We start from the raw sequence: 18,357 nt of genomic DNA, 5'->3' as shown, positions 1-18,357 counted from the left end.
GCTAAGCTCGGGGGCGCAAAAACCGTCACCGCCGGCCGACCCCGACTCGGTCCCCCAGCGCCCCCCGGAAAGGTATTAGTGCAGGTCACCAGCGTAGGCCACGCCGGATTTCTGATCGAGACCCAAGCGGGCAGCATCCTTTGCGACCCCTGGGTCAATCCGGCCTACTTCGCCTCCTGGTTCCCGTTCCCGGACAACAGCACGCTGGACTGGGACAAGCTGGGCGCCTGCGACTACCTGTACGTGTCGCACCTGCACAAGGACCACTTCGACGCGAAGAACCTGGCCGAGCACGTCAACAAGGACGCGACGGTCCTGCTGCCGGACTTTCCCGTGCCTGACCTGCGAAACGCGTTGCAGGAGTTGGGCTTTCACCGATTCTTCGAGACCAGCGATTCGGTGAAGCATCGGATCGACGGTCCCCGTGGCGGTCTGGACGTCATGATCATCGCCCTGCGGGCGCCCGCCGACGGCCCGATCGGCGATTCGGCGCTGCTGGTCTCCGACGGCGCCACAACGGTTTTCAACATGAACGACGCCCGGCCCGTCGACCTGGACGTGCTGGCCGCCGAGTTCGGGCACATCGATGTGCACCTGCTGCAGTACTCCGGGGCGATCTGGTACCCGATGGTCTACGACATGCCGGCGCGCGCCAAGGAGTCCTTCGGCGTCCAGAAGCGGCAACGGCAGATGGACCGCGCCCGCCAGTACCTCGCCCAGGTCGGGGCTACGTGGGTGGTCCCGTCCGCGGGGCCGCCGTGCTTCCTGGATCCCGAGCTGCGCCACCTCAACGACGACCACGCGGATCCGGCCAACATCTTTCCGGACCAGATGGTGTTCCTGGACCAGATGCGCACGCACGGCCACGACGGCGGCCTGCTGATGATGCCCGGGTCGACCGCCGACTTCACCGGGTCCACCCTGAATTCGCTGCGCCACCCGCTGCCCACCGACGAGGTCGAGGCCATCTTCACCACGGGCAAGGCCGACTACATCGCCGCGTACGCCGAGCGGATGGCGCCCGTCGTCGCCGCCGAGCGGGCGAGCTGGGCCCCCGCGGCCGGGGAACCCCTCCTGGAATCGCTGCGCGCGTTGTTCGAGCCGATCATGTCCCAAAGCGACGAGATCTGCGACGGGATCGGCTACCCCGTCGAACTGGTGCTCGGTCCCGAGACGGTGATCCTGGACTTCCCGAAACGCGCCGTGCGGGAACGGATTCCGGACGAGAAAGTCCGCTACGGATTCGAGATCGCACCGGAGCTGGTGCGCACCGTGCTGCGCGACCGCGAACCCGACTGGGTCAACACCATCTTCTTGTCCACCCGCTTTCGGGCGTGGCGGGTCGGCGGCTACAACGAGTACCTCTACACCTTCTTCAAGTGCCTGACCGACGAACGCATCGCCTACGCCGACGGCTGGTTCGCCGAAACCCACGACGACTCGGCGTCGGTCACGCTGGACGGCTGGGAGATCCAGCGCCGCTGTCCCCACCTCAAGGCCGATCTGTCGAAATTCGGTGTGGTAGAAGGGAACACGTTGACCTGCAACCTGCACGGGTGGCAGTGGCGATTGGACGACGGGCGGTGCCTGACCGCGCGGGGCCACCAGCTGCGGAGTCGCCGCGCGTGAACGACTCCCACCGCTCCTACGACTCCTACGACGATGGGCTGGTTCAGCTGGATCGCGCGGCGATCACGTTGCGCCGCTACCACTTTCCGTCGGGCACATCGAAGGTCATCGCGCTCGGCTCGATCCGCGGTTACAAAGCCGAAAGCCTGGGCCTGTTCACGCAGCGGCTCCGAATCTGGGGCAGCTCCGATTTCCGCCGCTGGCTTCCCCTGGACATCCGACGGCCGCTGCGGTCGACGCTGATCACCCTGGACGTACCAGGCACCTGGCCCAGCCCCGCGTTCACGCCGGCGCGTCCCGACGAGTTCACCGCGCTGCTCGACGAACTGCTGGCCGCCCGCGGCTAGCGTCCCCGGCCGGCGAGCGCCCGGCGTCGGGCCGCTGAACGTGCACTGATGGCGAATTCCGGCGTGATTTCTCGCACTGGTTACACGCTGGGTGAGGGTCAGCGCGCATCCAATGCCGCACGCGCCGCGTTGTAGCCGGGGATGAACGTGATGCCGGGTCCGCCGTGGCATCCCGCGCTGCCCAGGTACAGCCCCTCGATCGGGATCGGCTGGCCCAGAAACCCCCTGGGGCCCGGCCGGTTGGGGCCGACCTGATTCGCGTTCAACAGACCGTGGCAGTAGTCGCCGCCCGGGGCGCCGAACATCACCCCCATGTGCTTGGGCGTGAAGGTGGTGTGCCGGATGATGCTGCGTTCGAAATTCGGCGCGAGCCGGGTGATCTTGTCGATCACCCGCTGACCCATTTCGACCTTCGCCTGCCCATAATCCACGTCCCCCTCGATCGGGAAGAACAACGCGAACGCCGACGCGGCGTGCTTGCCCGCCGGAGCGAGGTCCGGGTCGTTCTGCGAGGGGATCTGCAGCACCACCGTGGGATCGGCCGGAACGACCCCGCGCCGCGCGTCCTCCCACTGCTGCTGGACCTCTTCCGGCGTGCAGAACAGGCCGATGGAGGCCTGCATGGCCGGTGCGTTGAGGGCCTCATACGGCGCGGCGAAGGCGGGGGCCTCGTCCAGCGCGAAGTGCATCTGCAGGTAGCTGCCGCGGTGGTCGATGCGCGCGTAGCGCGCCCGGATGTCGGCGGGCAGCGCGGCGGGATCGATCAGGTCGTTGAGCGTGGTGTCCGGGGCGATGCCCGAAACGACGATCGGGGCGTGCAGCGTCTCCCCCGCCTCGGTGCGCACGCCGGTCACCCGCCCGTCCGCGACGAGGATCTCGGTCACCTTGGTGCGCAGCCGAACCTCGCCGCCGTGGCTTTCCAGCACGTCGCACAGGTGCGAGGTGAGCGCGCCGATGCCGCCGCGCAGCTTCTTCATCTGCATCGTGTCGCCCTCGGGAACGCCGAGGCCGAAGGCGAGCGCGGCCGCGCTGCCGGGGGTGGCCGGGCCCCGGTACAGCGTGTTGACGGCCAGCACGGTCATCGAACCGCGCAGCGCGCCGTGTTTCTCGCGGTCGGGCAGGTAGCGGTCCAGCACGTCGGTGACCGAGCCGAACAGCATGTCGTCGATGGCCGCGCGCTCGAATTCGTTTGTGGCGCAGGCATACATCTCGTCGATGCTCTTGGGCGGGGTGCCGGCTTCGAAGCGGCCCAGCGCGCGGGTCGGGCCCTGGCTCCACGCCATCAGCCCCGCCATCCCGTTGACGGCGTCGGCCCCGTGCACCTCGTTGAGGTGGGTGAACAGCTTGACCGGGTCGCTGTATTGAACCAGCGGATCGTCGCCGACCCCGCGCACCGCCACCGACATCACGTCCAGGTCGATCGTCGGCAGGGTGTCCAGGCCCAGCTCGTCGACCACCACCTGTGATGTCGGGAACTGCACCGAGCCGGCGATCTCGAACTGATACCCGTCGAAAAGCTCGACGGTGGAAGCCATCCCGCCGGCGTAGAGCTTGGGATCCAGGCACACCGTCCGCAGCCCGGCCTTGGCCAGCAGCACCGCCGCGGTCAGACCGTTGTGCCCCGCACCGATGACGATCGCGTCATATCCAGTCATGTTCTTGCCCTCCGCAAAGGAGGCTCGCACGGCCCCAAAGTTTTGTCAATTATGACGAAACTTGCCCGGAGGTCGCGGTGAGCCAGGAGTCGGTGATCCCCGCCCGCAGCGACTCCAACGCCGCGTGGCACAGCCGCGCGAGTTCGCCCAAAGACCGCTCGTCGCCGACCATCCAGACCTCCATCGCGCCGAAGACGGCCGCCGCGATGCACCGCGCGGTCACCGCGGTGCGCACCCGCTGGTCGGCCGTCGGCTCCGCGTTACCGCGGCCACGCCGTTGCAGCTGTGCCGCAATGGCGTCGGCGAAGTCGGCCTGGACCTCCCGGATGTGGCGGACGATGCGGCCGGGGTCGAGCTCGTCCTGGCGCAGCGCGGCGATCTTGGTGACGGCGTCGACGTCGTACGGGAACGAGAAGATGGCCGACTGCACCGAGTCGATGATCGGTTCGTCGGCCGGCCTGGCGTCCAGGGCCGCGCGAAACCAGTGCAGCCCCGTGTAATCGGCGAACAACAGGTCGTGCTTCGAGCTGAAGTGGCGATAGAACGTCCTCAGCGACACCCCGGCGTCGGCGGCGATCTGTTCGGCCGACGTGTCCTCGACACCCTGGGCGAGGAAGCGCACCAGGGCGGCCTGGCGCAACGCTTCGCGGGTGCGCTCGCTGCGCGCCGTCTGAGCGGGCCTGACCATTGCAGCAAGATACCAACACTTCGGTTTGGCCATTCGGTTTGTTGTGTCAATATTGACAAAACTTTGCGGCGCGGGTGAGACTGCGCCCATGGTCTCGCTACTCACTCACGCGGTGCTCGGACTGGCGGTCATCGGTTGGATCGTCACGTCGAACTCGAAGGTCTTCGCCCGGCCGGCCAACGGCCCACTGTTTTCGCCGATGGAAATCGTCTACTACGTCGTCGGCATCGCGTCCGTGGCGCTCGGCTGGTATTTCAACATCACGTTCGTGCACGAGTACTCGCAGGGCTCCACCAATCCCCTGTGGGGCGAACACGGGAGCTGGGCCGAATACATCAAGCTGATGTTCACCAACCCCGCCGCGAGCTCGGCCAGCCAGGACTACACGATCGCGAATGTGATTCTGCTGCCGATCTTTACGATCGTGGACGGCTACCGGCGCGGGCTGCGCCACCCCTGGCTGTACTTCGTGTCCAGCCTGTTCACCAGCTTCGCGTTCGCGTTCGCCTTCTACTTCGCGACGATGGAACGGCAGCGCCGGCACGCGCAGGTCACCGGCGAGGCCGCGCCGAAGATCAGCGCCTAGCCCGGTTTGGTGGCCCGCCATCGCTGCCGGCCACGCTTGACCTCGGTGTCGATGTCGGTGAATCCCGCGGCGCGAAGCCGGCCGGGCAGGTCCTTCGGCGCGATGGGGTTGTAGGTGTCGGCAACGTGGATCAGTCGGAACGCCAGCGACGGGACGCCGTCGCTACCGGCGAACACCCCGCCGGGCCGCAGCAGCCTGAACGCCTCGGCGAAGAGCTGATCCTGCAACGCGGCGGTGGGAACGTGGTGCAGCATCGTGAAGCACACCACCGACGTGAAAACGGCTGCGGGCAGGCCGGTTTCGGTGCCGCTCGCCTGGATGATCCGGGCCCGCTCGCCGTAGCGGCGCTGCAGGCGATCGGCCATCGCGCCGTCGAGTTCAACGGCCGTGAGTGATTCCGTGCGATCGAGCAGGGCGCGCAGCGTCGCGCCGTATCCGGGGCCGATTTCCACAGTGCGCGTGCCCAGTTCGACGCCGTGGAGCGCCCACGGCAGCAGCTGATCGGCCACCGCCCTTTCCCATGACGGGGAGCTGCAGCGCCGTCGGTGGATCAGATTCATCGCCATACCGCCCACGCTAGGCCGCGACGGCGGGTGCGTGCTTCCGATATCCTGCCGAGATATGTCGGAAATCAGCCACCACGGACTGGTCACGTCGGCGCAGACGCTGCCGCCGGGCGCGCGGATCGAACGGCACCGCCATCCGCAACACCAGATCGTGTACCCGTCCTCGGGCGCGGTGTCGGTGACCACCCCGGCCGGAACGTGGATCACGCCGGCCAATCGCGCCATCTGGATACCGGCCGGATGCTGGCACGAGCACAAGTTCCACGGCACGACGCAATTTCACGGCGTCGCACTGGATCCCGGCCGCTACCGCCGCGGCCCGCGGGCGCCGGCCGTGCTGGCGGTCAGCCCGCTGATGCGCGAACTGATCATCGCGTGTTCGCAGGCCGACGGCACCGAGACCGCCGAGCATCACCGGATGCTGGCCGTCCTGCACGACCAGGTGCGGGCGACCGGCGTCGCGGAGCCGCTGTGGATCCCCACGCCCGTCGACCCCCGGCTGCGCCGGGCGTGCGCACTGATCGCCGACAACCTGCGCGAGCCGTTGACGCTGCAGCAGATCGGCGATCGGGTCGGCGTCGGACAACGCACGCTGAGCCGATTGTTCAGCGACGAGCTGGCCATGACGTTCCCGCAATGGCGCACCCAGGTCCGGCTGCAGCATGCCCTCGTGTTGCTCGCCGATCGGCGCGATGTCACGTCGGTGGCGGCCGAATGTGGTTGGGCCACGGCGAGTGCGTTCATCGACACCTACCGGCGGGCGTTCGGCCACACCCCGGGGCAGCTGGCCGGCGGGCGCTAGCTACCCACCCGGCTCGAGCACCTCGGCGCCGACGAACGGCACCAGCGCCTCGGGAACCCGCACACTGCCATCGGGCCGCTGGTGGTTCTCCAGGATCGCCACCAGCCAGCGGGTGGTGCCCAGCGTGCCGTTGAGCGTGGCCGCGGTCTGGGGCTTGCCGTTCTCGTCGCGGTAGCGGGTCGACAGCCGGCGCGCCTGGAACGTGGTGCAGTTCGACGTCGACGTCAGCTCGCGATAGGTGCCCTGCGTGGGAACCCACGCCTCGCAGTCGAACTTGCGGGCGGCCGACGAGCCGAGATCGCCTGCGGCCACGTCGATCACCCGATACGGCACCTCGATGCGGGCCAGCATCTCGCGCTGCCAACCCAGCAGCCGCTGGTGTTCGGCCTCGGCGTCGGCGGGCGTGCAGTAGACGAAGCCTTCGACCTTGTCGAACTGATGCACCCGGATGATGCCGCGGGTGTCCTTGCCGTGGCTGCCGGCCTCGCGCCGGAAGCACGACGACCAGCCCGCATAGCGCAGCGGTCCGCCGGACAGGTCGAGGATCTCGTTGGCGTGGTAGCCGGCAAGCGGCACCTCGGACGTGCCGACGAGGTAAAGATCATCGGCGTCGAGGTGATACACCTCTTCTGCGTGGGCGCCGAGGAATCCGGTGCCCGACATCACTTCTGGGCGCACCAGCACCGGCGGGATGATCAGGGTGAAACCGTTGCTGACTGCCAGCTGCGCCGCCAGCTGCAGCAGGCCGAGCTGCAGCAGCGCGCCCTGGCCGGTCAAAAAGTAGAACCGCGAGCCGGACACCTTGGCGCCGCGCTGCATGTCGATCAGGCCCAGCGACTCGCCCAGCTCGAGGTGGTCCTTGGGGTCGTCGAGCGCGGGGGGTTCGCCGACGGTGTCGAGGACGGCGAAGTCGTCCTCCCCGCCGGCCGGGACGCCGTCGATGACGACGTTCGAGATGGCCATGTGCGCCGCGGTGAACGCCGCCTCCGCCTCGGCCTGGGCGGCCTCGGCGGCCTTCACCTGCTCGGCCAGTTCCTTGGCGCGCGCGAGCAACGCGGGCCGCTCGTCGGGCGACGCGGCGCCGACGCTCTTGCTCGCGGACTTCTGGTCTGCGCGCAGCGCGTCGGCGGAGGAGATGGCGGCCCGGCGTGCGGCGTCGGCCGACAGCAGCGTGTCCACCAGCGTCGGGTCTTCACCGCGGCTGAGCTGGGAGCGGCGCACGGCGTCGGGGTCTTCCCGGAGCAGCTTCAGGTCGATCACGGCCCTGACACTACTTTCACCGGCACCGCCCGACCGGCACAGCGTCCCCGCCGGCCCGGCTCAGGACTCACATCAGTAACTTTTGTCACGCGCCTCAGGTCGTCCTGTCAGAATGGACCCGATGTCGCAAGCGCCCGAGAAGCAACGTTCGGAAGGCCCCGCCGTCGAGACGCCCGCCGCCTCGACCGGTGAGCCGTCCGGACAGCAGCCGTCGGCCTTCTTGTGGCCGCGCAGCCTGCAGGCCCGGGCCACCCGGCGGGCGCTGCTGCTGACCGCGCTCGGCGGCCTCTTGATCGCCGGGCTGGTGACCGCGATCCCGGTCAGCACCGAATCCGGGCGACTCCTCGACAGCAGCCCCGTGCGCAGCACCGGGGCCAAGAGCGACGCCGCCCTCAACCGCGCCTCTCGCGGCGAATGCCTGATGTGGCCCGACGCCACGCCGGAGTCGGCGAAGATCGTCAACTGCGGCGACGACCACAAGTTCGAAGTGGCCGAATCCATTGACATGCGGACGTTCCCGGGCTCGGAGTACGGCCCCAACGCCGCGCCCCCGACGCCCGCCCGCATCCAGCAGATCACCCAGGAGCAGTGCGAGGCGTCCGTCCGTAACTACCTCGGACTCAAGTTCGATCCGAACAGCAAGTTCACCGTCAGCCTGCTGTGGCCCGGCGACCGCGCGTGGCGTCAGTCCGGCGATCGCCGCATGCTGTGCGGCCTGCAACTGCCCGCCACGAACAACCAGCAGCAGGCGTTCAAGGGCAAGGTCGCCGACGTCGACCAGTCCAAGATCTGGCCGGCCGGCACCTGCCTGGGCATCGATCCGGCGACCAACCAGCCGACCGATGTGCCGGTGGACTGCACGGCCCCGCACGCGATGGAGGTCACCGGCACGGTCAACCTGGCCGAGAGGTTCCCCGACGCCCTGCCCGCCGAGCCGGACCAGGACAGCTTCATCAAGGATTCGTGCACCAAGATGACCGACGCCTACCTGGCGCCGGTCAAGCTGCGCACCACCACGCTGACCCTGATCTACCCCACGGTGCCGCTGGCGAGCTGGACGGCCGGCAGCCGCGAGGTGGCCTGCAGCATCGGCGCGACGCTGGGCAACGGGGGCTGGGCCACCCTGCTGAACAGCGCCAAGGGTCAGCTGCTGATCAACGGCCAGCCCCCGGTGCCGCCGCCCGACATCCCCGAAGAGCGCCTGACCATGCCGCCGATTCCGCTGCAGGTCCCGGCGCAGGCGCCGTCCAACCAGTCCACCACGGCGCCGGAGATGCCGCCGAACAATCAGCACCTGCCCGGCCAGCAACCCGTGGTGACACAGCCCCAGCAGCCACCGCAACCCCAGCAGGCCCCCCAGCAGCAGCCTCCCGCGCCGCAAGCACCGCCCCCGCCGGCGGACAACGGCGCACCGCCCGCGAACCCGGCACCCGAGGCGCCCCCGCCGCCGCCGGCCCCGCCCGCCGAGCCCCCACCGGGGGGCTAGCCGGGTGCCCGTGCGGATGGACCCGCGGCGCTTCGACGAACTGGTCTCCGACGCGCTCGATCTGATACCGCCCGAGCTGGCCGCCGCGATGGACAACGTCGTCGTGCTGGTCGAGGACCGCCATCCCGAGGACGACGAACTGCTCGGGCTGTACGAAGGAGTGGCGCTGACCGAGCGCGACTCCGACTACGCCGGCGCGCTGCCCGACGCCATCACCATCTACCGCGAGGCGCTGCTGGACGTGTGCGAGTCCGAGGCCGAGGTCGTCGAGGAGGTGGCCATCACGGTGATCCACGAAATCGCGCACCACTTCGGCATCGACGACGACCGGCTGCACGAACTGGGCTGGGCCTGACTGGCGCGGCGTCCCGGATTTGTCCCCCGCGGGTGCTATGAACGCGTTATGAGCACTGACTGCCGCGACTGCCGGGCAGGCTTAGATCACTGTCACGGCACCATCATTCACCACGCGCTGCACCGGTCGGAGTGCACCGAGCCGGACTGCTTCAGCCCGGAACTGTTGCCGCACGCCTTCGTCATCGACTGCGACGCCGTGGGCTGTGCCTGCACCGAAGTGATCGCGCTGGCCGTCTGATCGACGTCTCAACCCATCGGGTCGGTGCTTGACCGCACCGCGTCCGCGACCGGGGTGGCCTCGGCCTCCGGATAAAACGGCGGGGTCAACGTCCCCCAGCGCACGCAACTCCACCGGCCGTCGGTGATCGGGGTCAGGGCCACCGATTGGGCGTTCTCGAGATGGTTGTCGAGCGCGAAGTCGGCCTCCACGCCGGCCAGGACCGCGGCGGCCAGCCGGATCGCGGCGCCGTGGCTGACGACCACGATGTCGCCGTGGAAGTCGTGGTTGTCGAGGTAGCGCAGGCGCAGGTCGGTGAGCACCGGCACGTAGCGGTCCAGCACGTCGTTGCCGGTCTCGCCGCCGGGCAGCGGCACGTCGAGCTCGCCGCGATGCCAGCGGTCGTAGATGGCGTTGAACTCCGCGACCGCCTCGTCGTCGTTGCGGTCTTCGAGCCGGCCGACCTGCACCTCGTGGATGCCGGGCACCTCGATGGCCGACATGGCGAGCTGGTCCGCGATCACCGCCGCGGTCTGCGATGCCCGGGTGGCGACCGAGTGCGCGAGCATCGCCGGGCGGCCCGAGCCGCGGGCGAACGCCCGGGCCTGGTCGCGGCCCAAGGGCGTCAGCTCCGCCCCGGGCGGGCGGGTGTCGAGCCGGCGCTCGACGTTGCCGTAGGACTGGCCGTGGCGCACCAGGATCAAGCGACCGCTCACCGCTGCGACCCCCCGGCAGGGTCTTCGGGCTTTCCGTCGCGGACCCGCGCCAGCCAGCGCAACGCCTCGTCGGCGGACGGCGGCAGGGCCCCGGCGGGCGAACCGGTGGGCCAAGATCCGAGATATCGCACATCGGCACAACGACGGTGCAGCGCCTTGAGTGCCTCGGCCACGGCGTCGTCGTCGATGTGTCCGACGCAATCGGCGAAAAACCGGTAGGTGCCGAGTCCGGTTCTGGTCGGCCGGGATTCGATCCGGGTCAGATCGATGCCGCGGACGGCGAACTCGGCGAGCGCCGCCAGCAGGGCGCCCGGCGCGTTGTCGATGCGCAGCACCACCGAGGTCCGATCGGCTCCGGTGCGGGCCGGCGGGCGGCCCGGCAGTCCGACCAAAACGAAGCGGGTGCGGGCGTTGGGCTCGTCGACCACGCCGTCGGCCAGGGTGTCCAGGCCCCAGTGGGTGGCCGCCAGCGGCGAGGTCACCGCGGCGTCGACCCGCCCCTCGGCGACCTGCTGGGCGGCGTCGGCGTTGGAGTACGCCGGCCGCAGTTCGGCATCGGCCAGGTTCGCGGCCACCCACTGCCGCACCTGTGCCGCGGCCACCCCGAAGGCGGCCAACGTGCGCACGTCGGCGGCGCGGCATCCCCGTTTGACGACGATGCTGAACGCGACGTCCAGCGTCGTCTCGGCGAAGACCTGCAGCGGTGAGCCCATGGCCAAGCTGTCCAGGGTCGGCGTCACCGAACCGTCGATCGAGTTCTCGATCGGGACGCACGCGTAGTCCGCGGCGCCGTCGCGCACCGCGGCCAACGCCGCGGAGGTGCTGTCGAACGGCACCGACTGCACCCCGTCGGAGTGCGGGGCGGGAACCATGCCGGCGGCCGTGATCTGCCGCAGCGCCGCCTCGGTGAAGGTCCCTTCCGGACCGAGGTAAGCGATGCGGGCCACGTCCCAACCCTAGCGGCGCGCCGCACAGAAAACCCTTGCGACGCCAACCCCCGTAAGTTAACTTAGGCTTACCTAAGCATAAGGATGAGAATGGTATTACCGCTGAGCTGCCACGCCCCGACCACCGCCGAACGGATCCGCAGCGCGTGCGTGCGCGCCGGCGGCGCGCTCCTGGCGATCGAGCACGACGACCCGGTCCCCACGCCCGTGCACCACCTGATGGACGACGGCTCCTTCGCGCTGGCGCTGCCCGTCGAACAGCAACGCGGGCGGCCCATCGCGGGATCGCAAGCGCTGCTGGAGCTGACCGATTACGCGCCGCTTCCCCTGCGCGAACCGGTCCGTTCGCTGGTGTGGGTGCGCGGGCGCCTGCAGCAGGTGCCCCCGGCGGAGATCCTCTCCACGCTCGACGTGATCGCCGCCGAATGCCCGAATCCGGCGTTGCTCGGCGTCGACACGCCGAGGTGTGCGCCCCCCGGCGGGCAGGAGCAGCGATACACGCTGCTGCGGCTCGAGATCGCCTCGGTTGTGGTCACCGACGCGACCGGCGCGGAGCCGGTGGCGGTCGACGACCTTCTCGCCGCCCGGCCCGACCCGTTCTGCGCGCTCGAGTCGAGCCTGCTGCGGCACCTGGACGCCGCCCACGGCGACGTCCTGGCGCGGTTGGTGTCCCGCCTGCCGGCTCCCCTGCGCCGCGGGCACGTGCGACCGCTGGGGCTCGACCGCTACGGCGTGCGGTTCCGCGTCGAGGGCACCGACCAGGACCACGACGTCCGGCTTCCGTTCCACAAACCGGTGGACGACATGACCGGCCTGCGCCAGGCCATTCGGGTGCTGATGGGGTGCCCGTTCATCAATGGGCTGCGGGCGCGCGGCTAGCCAGTCCTGATCGCGGTGCGCCGCCGGGCACGTACGTTAGCCAGGTGAACCGCGACCGCGCACCGCAGCGTCGGCGGCCCGCACGGCCTGGCCCGCCCGTCCCGCCGCGCCCCGAGCCGCCGCAGGTGATCCCCCGCGAGGGCGCCCCGCCGCCGTCGCCGACCGCGGAGACCCAACCCTTGCACCGCCCGGCGCCACCGGCTCCGGCGGCCGTCGCCCCGGCGCAGCGACCGCGCCCGCCCCGACCACGCGCGCCCCGCAAGCGGCGCCGCTGGATCCGAACCATGGTGTCGTTCTTGGTCGTGACCGTGCTGCTGATCGGCGCGGGCCTGGTCGCCGGCGCCGTGTGGTTCGACACCAAACTGCACCGCGAGCAGGTGCTCGCCGACTATCCCGAACGCCCCGCGCCCGGCCGCGGCACCAACTGGCTCATCGTTGGCTCGGACAGCCGCCAGAGCCTGAGCGCCGCGCAGCAACAGGACTTGGCCACCGGCGGCGACATCGGGGACGGCCGCACCGACACGATCCTGCTGGTTCACGTGCCGGGCGTCGGGTCCAGCGTTCCGACGGCGCTGGTGTCGATACCCCGCGATTCTTTGGTGCCGATCCCGGATCACGGGAAGGACAAGGTCAACGCGGCGTTCTCGATGGGTGGCGCGCGGTTGCTGGTCCGCACCCTGGAACAGGCGACCGGATTGCGCATCGATCACTATGCCGAGATCGGATTCGGCGGGTTCGCCGCGCTGGTCGACGCGCTCGGCGGGGTGACGGTGTGCCCGACGACCCCGATCGATGACCCGCTGGCCGGCATCGACCTGCCGGCCGGCTGCCAGAGGCTCGACGGCCGGCAGGCACTCGGATACGTCCGGACGCGCGACACCCCGCGGGCCGATCTGGACCGTATGGTCAATCAGCGTCAGTTCGTGGCCGAACTGCTGCATCGCGCCGGCAGCCCGGCGGTGTGGCTCGATCCCCGGCGCTGGTATTCGGTCCCGCGCGCGGCCGCCGACGCCCTGACCGTCGACCAGGACGACCACGCCTGGGACCTGGCCCGGCTGGGCTGGGCGTTGCACGGGCCCACCGCCACCATGACCGTCCCGATCGGGGAGTTCACCAGCGGTGACGCCGGCGCGGTGGTGGTGTGGAACCACGACGCGGCCGGCCGGTTGTTCGACGCGTTGGCCGCCGACGCGCCGCTGCCGCCCACCACGGCGGAGGGCCAGCAGTAGCGGACCGACCTAGATGCTGACCTGGCCGGCGGGATTGCCGCGGAGCCACGCCTTGGTGCGGCCCGGGTGGTGGGTGGCCAGCCACGCCACGCCGACGTCGCGGCAGAAGTCGATGTCGTCGTACTCGTCGACGTTCCAGCAGTAGACCGCCCTGCCCTGGGCGATGGCGCGGTCCGCCAGTTGGGGATATTCCTTCAACGTCAGCAGCGAGGGCCCGACGGCGGTGGCGCCGACGGCGGTGGGCGCGCCGCTGGTCAGGTAGCGCGCCGTTTTGCCCAGCAGCACGGTGGGCAGCAGCGGCGCCGCCCGCCGGATCCGCCAGATCGCGGACGCCGAGAACGACATCACCACGGCGCGGGACCGATCGGCCGAGGCGGGCGCGGCGATGCCGAAACGGTGCAGCAACGCCAGGAGCTTGGTCTCCACCAGCGAGCCGTACCGGACGGGGTGCTTGGTTTCGATGAAGAGCTTCACCGGCCGATGCCAATCCAGCACCAGCGAAACCAGCGCGTCCAGGGTCAGCAGACTGGTGTCGCCGTGCGTGCCGTCCTCGCGCCAGCTGTCGTGCCACGCGCCGTACTCGAGCTCGCGCAGCTGCGCCAGCGTCATCGTGCTGACCAGGCCGGCTCCGGTCGAGGTGCGGTCCAGCCGGCGGTCGTGCACGCACACGAGATGGCCGTCGCGGGTCAACCGCACATCACATTCGACGCCGTCGGCGCCCTCTTTGAGCGCGAGATCGTAGGCGGCCAGCGTGTGTTCGGGACGCGCCGCCGAAGCACCGCGGTGGGCGACGACATACGGATGCCCGGCGAGCACCTCGTCGGCCCACGTCATATCCCTATGCTGCCGGTTCCTGCCCCTCTAACTCAACTGGGCCGGCCGAAGCCGGTGTGGGGGCGCCGTCGTCGGGAACCATGACCCAGCGGTGCGCGGGACGCGCGACGGGTTTGCGATGGAAGCCCTCGAAAATGCGGGTCGCGGCCGCCAGGGTGGCGGCCGCGAGCAGGTAGGCGACGACCATCAGGACGGTGTTGTTGGCGATGCCCTGCGCGTCGGTGGCGAAGCTGGTCACGATGGCAGCGATGGAGACGGCGTAGCTGCAGACCCACGCGATCCACCACTGCAGGACGGGTCCGCGTAGCCGCGCCCAATGGTCTTCGAGCATCGCCAGCTCGATCACGTAGACCGGGGCCCACAAGAGATTGGCCAGCGGCACGACGCAGCCGGCCCACAGTGCCCGCGGCGAGCGCGGCTCCGGCAGCCCGTGATGGGCGAACGCGGCGGCGCGCCGCGCGATCAGCCAACGGATCAGGAGCACGCCCGACGCGATCACCGCCGCGCCCGCGCCCACGCTGGCGAGCACGCCCAGCCAGTCGGCCGCGAGGGCCACCCACGAATTCAGCAGGGTGTTCCGGTTGATGACCAGCAGCACATAGCGGACGACGTAAACCAGGGCGGCGATGCTGAGGACCAGCACGCTCACGAATGAGGTGGTGCGGATGACCTGCCCCGTCGGCCCCGCCGCCGCGGGCGCTGCGCCGGTGGCGGGCGCCTGCTCGACGCGGTCCGCCAAACTCCAACGCGGTATCACCGTGTAGCGCGGCGTGGGCCCGAGGGGGCGCCGGGCGTGTCGGGCCGGCGGCGCGGCGCCGGGACGCACCGCGATCCAGCGATAGCCGGGCGGCAGCCGTGGCGGGGTGCGCTGCCACCCCGGAGACCGCTGGGGTCCGGCCGGGGGCGGGGCGCCCGCGGAGGCCCACCGCGGGTCGGCGGGCGGCGACTGGGGCGCCATGAGGGCGCCGCGGCAGCGGGGACACCACTCGCGTTGCCGGTCGCGCACGTTCCAGCGGGTGCCGCACTGGGAGCACACCTGGATCACCGGACCAGACTAGCGCCGCGACGATGCGCGCAGCGGAACGCGGGGCGCTGAGGAGCGGCGCTCGAGGGGGCATGGGCAACGTAATCGGCCGCCGCGGACTATCCACAGTTTCCACAGGTTTATCCACATAGGCCCCCGGGGTATAGAGAACCATCGCTACTGCCTCTGGCGCCGAACTGTGGTGTAACTGTGGATAACATCGCGGTGTTGCACGCATGTCTTAAACAGTCCAAGCCGCCCGTGTGAGCGAAATGGATTGCCCCACTAAGCATCGGCGCGGCGGCGCCCGCGCCGCCCCGGCTCCCGTCCCGACGTCTTGTAACCACCCACGTCCCGGTCCTCGCTAACCCGCAGCTCAGGGCGCTATTTTTTCAACTTCGCCGCAAAGCGCTATGATCGCGTTCTCGTAAGTGTTTGTGACTCACCTCACTCACCGTGAGGTGAACCGGGGGGTGGAAGGCGATTGATGGCCACGCATTCGTTCGGTCCGGGTTCACCGGCCGCGTCGAAGTCGTATTGCGGCTCGCCCGCGTGGAATCACAGCTACACCATCGCGGCGCTGCGCGCCGGACTGATCGCACTGGCCTTACTGGCCGTGCTCGCGGTCATCGTCTTGTTCTGAACTGACCCCGAGCGGGTATCCGCCCTGCGGCTCAGAGGGGTCATTCTTGCGGTGCGCGCGCTCATGGAGCAGGGTTGATAACGGTCGGCCGCCGCAAGGCGCCCCGTGACTGAGCGTCAAGACGATAATCGAAGAAAGGAACGCCGTGGCTGAATACACCCTGCCCGACTTGGACTGGGACTACGCAGCGTTGGAACCGCACATCTCAGGTCAGATCAACGAGATCCACCACAGTAAGCACCACGCCACCTACGTCAAAGGCGTGAACGACGCTCTGTCCAAGCTCGAAGAGGCCCGTGCCAACGAAGATCACGCTGCGATCTTCCTGAACGAAAAGAACCTGGCCTTTCACCTGGGCGGCCACGTCAACCACTCCATCTGGTGGAAGAACCTGTCGCCGGACGGCGGCGACAAGCCGACCGGCGAATTGGCCGCCGCGATCGACGACGCCTTCGGATCCTTCGACCGGTTCCGCGCGCAGTTCAGCGCGGCCGCCAACGGCCTGCAGGGGTCGGGCTGGGCGGTGCTGGGCTACGACACCCTCGGCAACCGGCTGCTGACCTTCCAGCTCTACGACCAGCAGGCCAACGTGCCGCTGGGCATCATTCCGCTGCTGCAGGTCGACATGTGGGAGCACGCTTTCTACCTGCAGTACAAGAACGTCAAGGCGGACTACGTCAAGGCGTTCTGGAACGTCGTCAACTGGGCCGACGTGCAGAAGCGTTACGCCGCGGCGACCTCGAAAACCCAGGGCCTGATTTTCGGCTGACTTTTATTTCGATCGGCGGGGGCGTCGCGCGGATTGCGCGGCGCCCCAGTCGTTTGTGTGGCCCCGCAGCGGGTCGATCTGAAGATCCGCGACGCTGACCGTGTCGTGTTGCACGGCGCCTAATCCGCAGGCATTCTTAATTATTCGGACTACCAGTGTGGTTATTCCCAACGGAGGCGTCGCGCGGAGGTCGGAGATGGAAACTGGGTCGGATCGACCGATCGGGGTCTCCCCGTTCCATTCTCGTGGGTCCCTGAAGGGGTTCCTGATCTCTGGCCGTTGGCCCGATTCGACGAAAGAATGGGCCCAGCTGCTCATGGTCGCGGTCCGGATCGCGTCGTTGCCCGGGTTGCTCTCCACCACAACGGTGTTCGGCGCCCGCGAAGAACTGCCCGACGAACCCGAACCGGACACGGTCGGCCTGGTGCTGGCCGAGGGCACGGTCTTTGGTGAATCGGCAATCCAGCCAGGCTATTTCGCCGACCATCAGCCCCCCGCGCTACTCATGCTGCATCCGCCGTCGGAAACCACGCCGTCGCTGCCCGAATGCACGGGGGCGGCATCGGGATGCGTCTTGCTGCCCGGGTTGCCCTATCTCGGCCTGGAACACCGGGCGGCCTGGGTGGAGGCAGAAGCCGACGGCACCATCACGTCGATGGTGAGCCGGGTCGGTGTCGATCCGATCAGCCATCCCGACACGGCGATTTTGGCGATGCTGCTCGCCGCCTAGCGAGAACACGGCGGCGCGAATGGCGATTCGCCTTCCCGGCCGCGAGGAGGCGCTTCGCGCCCGCGGGGATCACGCGACCGGACCGCTCTGGCGACCGTCACGTCGGGCGGCGGTCAGCGGTGGACCGGTCGTGGATGAGCGCGACCCCGACGGCGCCCACTAAGTTAACGGCCCCTCGACCATCGGTGTCCACCATGCGGCCGGCGGGTTGCGGCGCGCCCTCGATGGCCAGGTTTCGGGCCCGGCAGCAAATGGCGTACCGGATCGGGCCAGCTTGCCGGTCCGTTGCGGTGCAATCGCCCAGCACGGCGCGGGCCCTCGCAACGGCCCCCACGAGGCGCCCGGCCCGCCACTTCGGGACGGGTGTCCGATTCTGCGGATAACCTGTGAGTTCCATGGATTTTGTGGACACCTCAGCGAATCAGTTAGACGCTCGTCAAGTGGGGAGTTGGTGGGCGTCGGCTGTGCCGCTCGGGAATCCTTCGGGGTTTGCACCTGGTTACCCTTACCAAGCCTCGCTACCATGATCAGCAAATACACCTAGGTAATAGTTCGCTTCTACAGCCCAGTGGAGGTCATATCAATGAGCACGACGTTCGCTGCTCGCCTGAACCGCCTGTTCGACACGGTGTATCCGCCTGGACGCGGTGCGCACACCTCCGCGGAAGTGATCGCGGCGCTCAAGGCGGAGGGCATAACGATGTCGGCTCCCTACTTGTCGCAGTTGCGTTCCGGCAACCGCACCAACCCGTCCTCGGCGACGATGGCCGCCCTGGCCAACTTCTTCCGCATCAAGCCGGCTTACTTCACCGACGACGAGTACTACGAGAAGCTCGACAAGGAATTGTCGTGGCTGGCCACGGCGCGCGACGACAACGTGCGCCGCATCGCGATGCGCACGGCCGAGCTCTCCCCCGAGGCCCAGCGCGAGGTCATGGAGCGCGTCAACGAGCTGCGCCGCGCGGAGCACCTGGACGCCTAGCGGCCTCGGCC

Annotated in this window: 20 protein-coding genes and 1 pseudogene; 13 read left to right on the top strand and 8 right to left on the bottom strand. The window is 69.2% G+C overall.

Annotation, left to right across the window (positions count from 1 at the left end):
- The first annotated feature begins 78 nt into the window (after nucleotides 1–78).
- Together P6281_RS01025 and P6281_RS01020 are read left to right on the top strand one after the other, a co-directional pair.
- Nucleotides 79–1,629, top strand: coding sequence for an MBL fold metallo-hydrolase (locus P6281_RS01025; protein WP_009956951.1), 1,551 nt, complete (start codon nucleotides 79–81; stop codon nucleotides 1,627–1,629).
- A complete protein-coding gene (locus P6281_RS01020; RefSeq protein WP_009956952.1) occupies nucleotides 1,626–1,976 on the top strand; it encodes a hypothetical protein in 351 nt (116 codons plus the stop codon). The genes P6281_RS01025 and P6281_RS01020 overlap by 4 nt, the downstream gene beginning before the upstream one ends.
- Before the next feature lie 98 nt (nucleotides 1,977–2,074).
- On the opposite strand, the gene P6281_RS01015 is transcribed toward P6281_RS01020, so the two are convergent.
- Entirely contained in the window at nucleotides 2,075–3,631 is a 1,557-nt protein-coding gene (locus P6281_RS01015; RefSeq protein ID WP_014381612.1) for a phytoene desaturase family protein, read from the bottom strand.
- A gap of 49 nt (nucleotides 3,632–3,680) precedes the next feature.
- Nucleotides 3,681–4,319 carry a TetR/AcrR family transcriptional regulator gene (locus P6281_RS01010; protein WP_014381611.1) on the bottom strand — a complete coding sequence of 213 codons (639 nt, stop codon included), beginning with the start codon at nucleotides 4,317–4,319 and terminating at the stop codon, nucleotides 3,681–3,683.
- A gap of 88 nt (nucleotides 4,320–4,407) precedes the next feature.
- On the opposite strand from P6281_RS01010, the gene P6281_RS01005 reads away from it, so the two are divergent.
- Entirely contained in the window at nucleotides 4,408–4,905 is a 498-nt protein-coding gene (locus P6281_RS01005) for a DUF2834 domain-containing protein (RefSeq protein ID WP_008262978.1), read from the top strand.
- Here P6281_RS01005 and P6281_RS01000 read toward each other — a convergent pair.
- The gene (locus P6281_RS01000; protein WP_324738576.1) at nucleotides 4,902–5,471 is read right to left on the bottom strand and encodes a class I SAM-dependent methyltransferase; all 570 of its coding nucleotides are present in this window, start codon (nucleotides 5,469–5,471) and stop codon (nucleotides 4,902–4,904) included. The genes P6281_RS01005 and P6281_RS01000 overlap by 4 nt on opposite strands.
- Nucleotides 5,472–5,526: 55 nt before the next feature.
- Between P6281_RS01000 and P6281_RS00995 the strand changes: the two genes are divergently transcribed.
- On the top strand, nucleotides 5,527–6,273 hold the full coding sequence (locus P6281_RS00995; RefSeq protein WP_014383635.1) for an AraC family transcriptional regulator: 747 nt from the start codon (nucleotides 5,527–5,529) through the stop codon (nucleotides 6,271–6,273).
- Here P6281_RS00995 and serS read toward each other — a convergent pair whose 3' ends face one another.
- Nucleotides 6,274–7,533: a serine--tRNA ligase gene (gene serS / locus P6281_RS00990; RefSeq protein WP_008262975.1), complete on the bottom strand. Its 1,260-nt coding sequence runs from the start codon at nucleotides 7,531–7,533 to the stop codon at nucleotides 6,274–6,276.
- Nucleotides 7,534–7,645: 112 nt separating this feature from the next.
- Here serS and P6281_RS00985 point away from each other — a divergent pair, with 112 nt between their 5' ends.
- From P6281_RS00985 to P6281_RS00975, 3 genes and pseudogenes are all read left to right on the top strand, one after another.
- Nucleotides 7,646–9,019, top strand: coding sequence for a septum formation family protein (locus P6281_RS00985; protein ID WP_008262974.1), 1,374 nt, complete (start codon nucleotides 7,646–7,648; stop codon nucleotides 9,017–9,019).
- Nucleotides 9,020–9,023: 4 nt separating this feature from the next.
- Nucleotides 9,024–9,426: pseudogene (locus tag P6281_RS00980) on the top strand (metallopeptidase family protein).
- Nucleotides 9,423–9,614, top strand: coding sequence for a hypothetical protein (locus P6281_RS00975; RefSeq protein ID WP_008262971.1), 192 nt, complete (start codon nucleotides 9,423–9,425; stop codon nucleotides 9,612–9,614). Before P6281_RS00980 ends, P6281_RS00975 begins: the two are co-directional and overlap by 4 nt.
- 8 nt (nucleotides 9,615–9,622) lie before the next feature.
- Here the strand turns inward: P6281_RS00975 and P6281_RS00970 are convergent, their stop codons facing one another.
- Together P6281_RS00970 and pheA are read right to left on the bottom strand one after the other, a co-directional pair.
- Complete coding sequence (locus tag P6281_RS00970) at nucleotides 9,623–10,309, bottom strand: histidine phosphatase family protein (RefSeq protein ID WP_008262970.1); 687 nt, start codon at nucleotides 10,307–10,309, stop codon at nucleotides 9,623–9,625.
- Nucleotides 10,306–11,256 carry a prephenate dehydratase gene (pheA, locus tag P6281_RS00965; RefSeq protein ID WP_009956965.1) on the bottom strand — a complete coding sequence of 317 codons (951 nt, stop codon included), beginning with the start codon at nucleotides 11,254–11,256 and terminating at the stop codon, nucleotides 10,306–10,308. Before pheA ends, P6281_RS00970 begins: the two co-directional genes overlap by 4 nt.
- A 90-nt stretch (nucleotides 11,257–11,346) precedes the next feature.
- Between pheA and P6281_RS00960 the strand changes: the two genes are divergently transcribed.
- Nucleotides 11,347–12,135: a DUF2470 domain-containing protein gene (locus tag P6281_RS00960; protein WP_008262966.1), complete on the top strand. Its 789-nt coding sequence runs from the start codon at nucleotides 11,347–11,349 to the stop codon at nucleotides 12,133–12,135.
- 44 nt (nucleotides 12,136–12,179) lie between these two features.
- Nucleotides 12,180–13,364: an LCP family protein gene (locus P6281_RS00955; RefSeq protein ID WP_036429748.1), complete on the top strand. Its 1,185-nt coding sequence runs from the start codon at nucleotides 12,180–12,182 to the stop codon at nucleotides 13,362–13,364.
- A gap of 9 nt (nucleotides 13,365–13,373) precedes the next feature.
- On the opposite strand, the gene P6281_RS00950 is transcribed toward P6281_RS00955, so the two are convergent.
- Nucleotides 13,374–14,198, bottom strand: a complete 825-nt coding sequence (locus P6281_RS00950; RefSeq protein WP_008262958.1) for a glycerophosphodiester phosphodiesterase — start codon at nucleotides 14,196–14,198, stop codon at nucleotides 13,374–13,376.
- A 4-nt stretch (nucleotides 14,199–14,202) separates the two neighbouring features.
- Nucleotides 14,203–15,243 carry a DUF4328 domain-containing protein gene (locus P6281_RS00945; RefSeq protein ID WP_042909830.1) on the bottom strand — a complete coding sequence of 347 codons (1,041 nt, stop codon included), beginning with the start codon at nucleotides 15,241–15,243 and terminating at the stop codon, nucleotides 14,203–14,205.
- A gap of 466 nt (nucleotides 15,244–15,709) precedes the next feature.
- Between P6281_RS00945 and P6281_RS00940 the strand changes: the two genes are divergently transcribed.
- From P6281_RS00940 to P6281_RS00925, 4 genes are all read left to right on the top strand, one after another.
- Complete coding sequence (locus P6281_RS00940; protein WP_008262955.1) at nucleotides 15,710–15,865, top strand: hypothetical protein; 156 nt, start codon at nucleotides 15,710–15,712, stop codon at nucleotides 15,863–15,865.
- 145 nt (nucleotides 15,866–16,010) lie between these two features.
- Nucleotides 16,011–16,634, top strand: a complete 624-nt coding sequence (locus tag P6281_RS00935; protein WP_007771867.1) for a superoxide dismutase — start codon at nucleotides 16,011–16,013, stop codon at nucleotides 16,632–16,634.
- A gap of 196 nt (nucleotides 16,635–16,830) precedes the next feature.
- On the top strand, nucleotides 16,831–17,364 hold the full coding sequence (locus P6281_RS00930; protein WP_008262953.1) for a hypothetical protein: 534 nt from the start codon (nucleotides 16,831–16,833) through the stop codon (nucleotides 17,362–17,364).
- A 583-nt stretch (nucleotides 17,365–17,947) separates the two neighbouring features.
- Nucleotides 17,948–18,346, top strand: coding sequence for a secretion protein EspR (locus tag P6281_RS00925; protein WP_008262950.1), 399 nt, complete (start codon nucleotides 17,948–17,950; stop codon nucleotides 18,344–18,346).
- The last annotated feature ends 11 nt before the right edge of the window (nucleotides 18,347–18,357 follow it).

The sequence above is a fragment of the Mycobacterium sp. 5-140-3-2 genome (assembly GCF_035666375.1).
Classification (GTDB): Bacteria; Actinomycetota; Actinomycetes; order Mycobacteriales; family Mycobacteriaceae; genus Mycobacterium; species Mycobacterium intracellulare.
The sequence above is the reverse complement of the archived record's forward strand: the minus strand, read 5'-3'. Positions and strand labels throughout refer to the sequence as shown.

What these genes read in the sequence shown, in the direction of transcription:
- P6281_RS00960 (WP_008262966.1), top strand. Translation starts at nt 11,347, where the DNA reads ATGGTATTACCGCTGAGCTGCCACGCCCCGACCACCGCCGAACGGATC.
- P6281_RS01010 (WP_014381611.1), bottom strand. Translation starts at nt 4,319, where the DNA reads ATGGTCAGGCCCGCTCAGACGGCGCGCAGCGAGCGCACCCGCGAAGCG.
- P6281_RS00940 (WP_008262955.1), top strand. Translation starts at nt 15,710, where the DNA reads ATGGCCACGCATTCGTTCGGTCCGGGTTCACCGGCCGCGTCGAAGTCG.
- P6281_RS00950 (WP_008262958.1), bottom strand. Translation starts at nt 14,198, where the DNA reads ATGACGTGGGCCGACGAGGTGCTCGCCGGGCATCCGTATGTCGTCGCC.
- P6281_RS01015 (WP_014381612.1), bottom strand. Translation starts at nt 3,631, where the DNA reads ATGACTGGATATGACGCGATCGTCATCGGTGCGGGGCACAACGGTCTG.
- P6281_RS00985 (WP_008262974.1), top strand. Translation starts at nt 7,646, where the DNA reads ATGGACCCGATGTCGCAAGCGCCCGAGAAGCAACGTTCGGAAGGCCCC.
- P6281_RS00930 (WP_008262953.1), top strand. Translation starts at nt 16,831, where the DNA reads ATGGAAACTGGGTCGGATCGACCGATCGGGGTCTCCCCGTTCCATTCT.
- P6281_RS01000 (WP_324738576.1), bottom strand. Translation starts at nt 5,471, where the DNA reads ATGGCGATGAATCTGATCCACCGACGGCGCTGCAGCTCCCCGTCATGG.
- P6281_RS00925 (WP_008262950.1), top strand. Translation starts at nt 17,948, where the DNA reads ATGAGCACGACGTTCGCTGCTCGCCTGAACCGCCTGTTCGACACGGTG.
- P6281_RS01005 (WP_008262978.1), top strand. Translation starts at nt 4,408, where the DNA reads ATGGTCTCGCTACTCACTCACGCGGTGCTCGGACTGGCGGTCATCGGT.
- P6281_RS00995 (WP_014383635.1), top strand. Translation starts at nt 5,527, where the DNA reads ATGTCGGAAATCAGCCACCACGGACTGGTCACGTCGGCGCAGACGCTG.
- P6281_RS00975 (WP_008262971.1), top strand. Translation starts at nt 9,423, where the DNA reads ATGAGCACTGACTGCCGCGACTGCCGGGCAGGCTTAGATCACTGTCAC.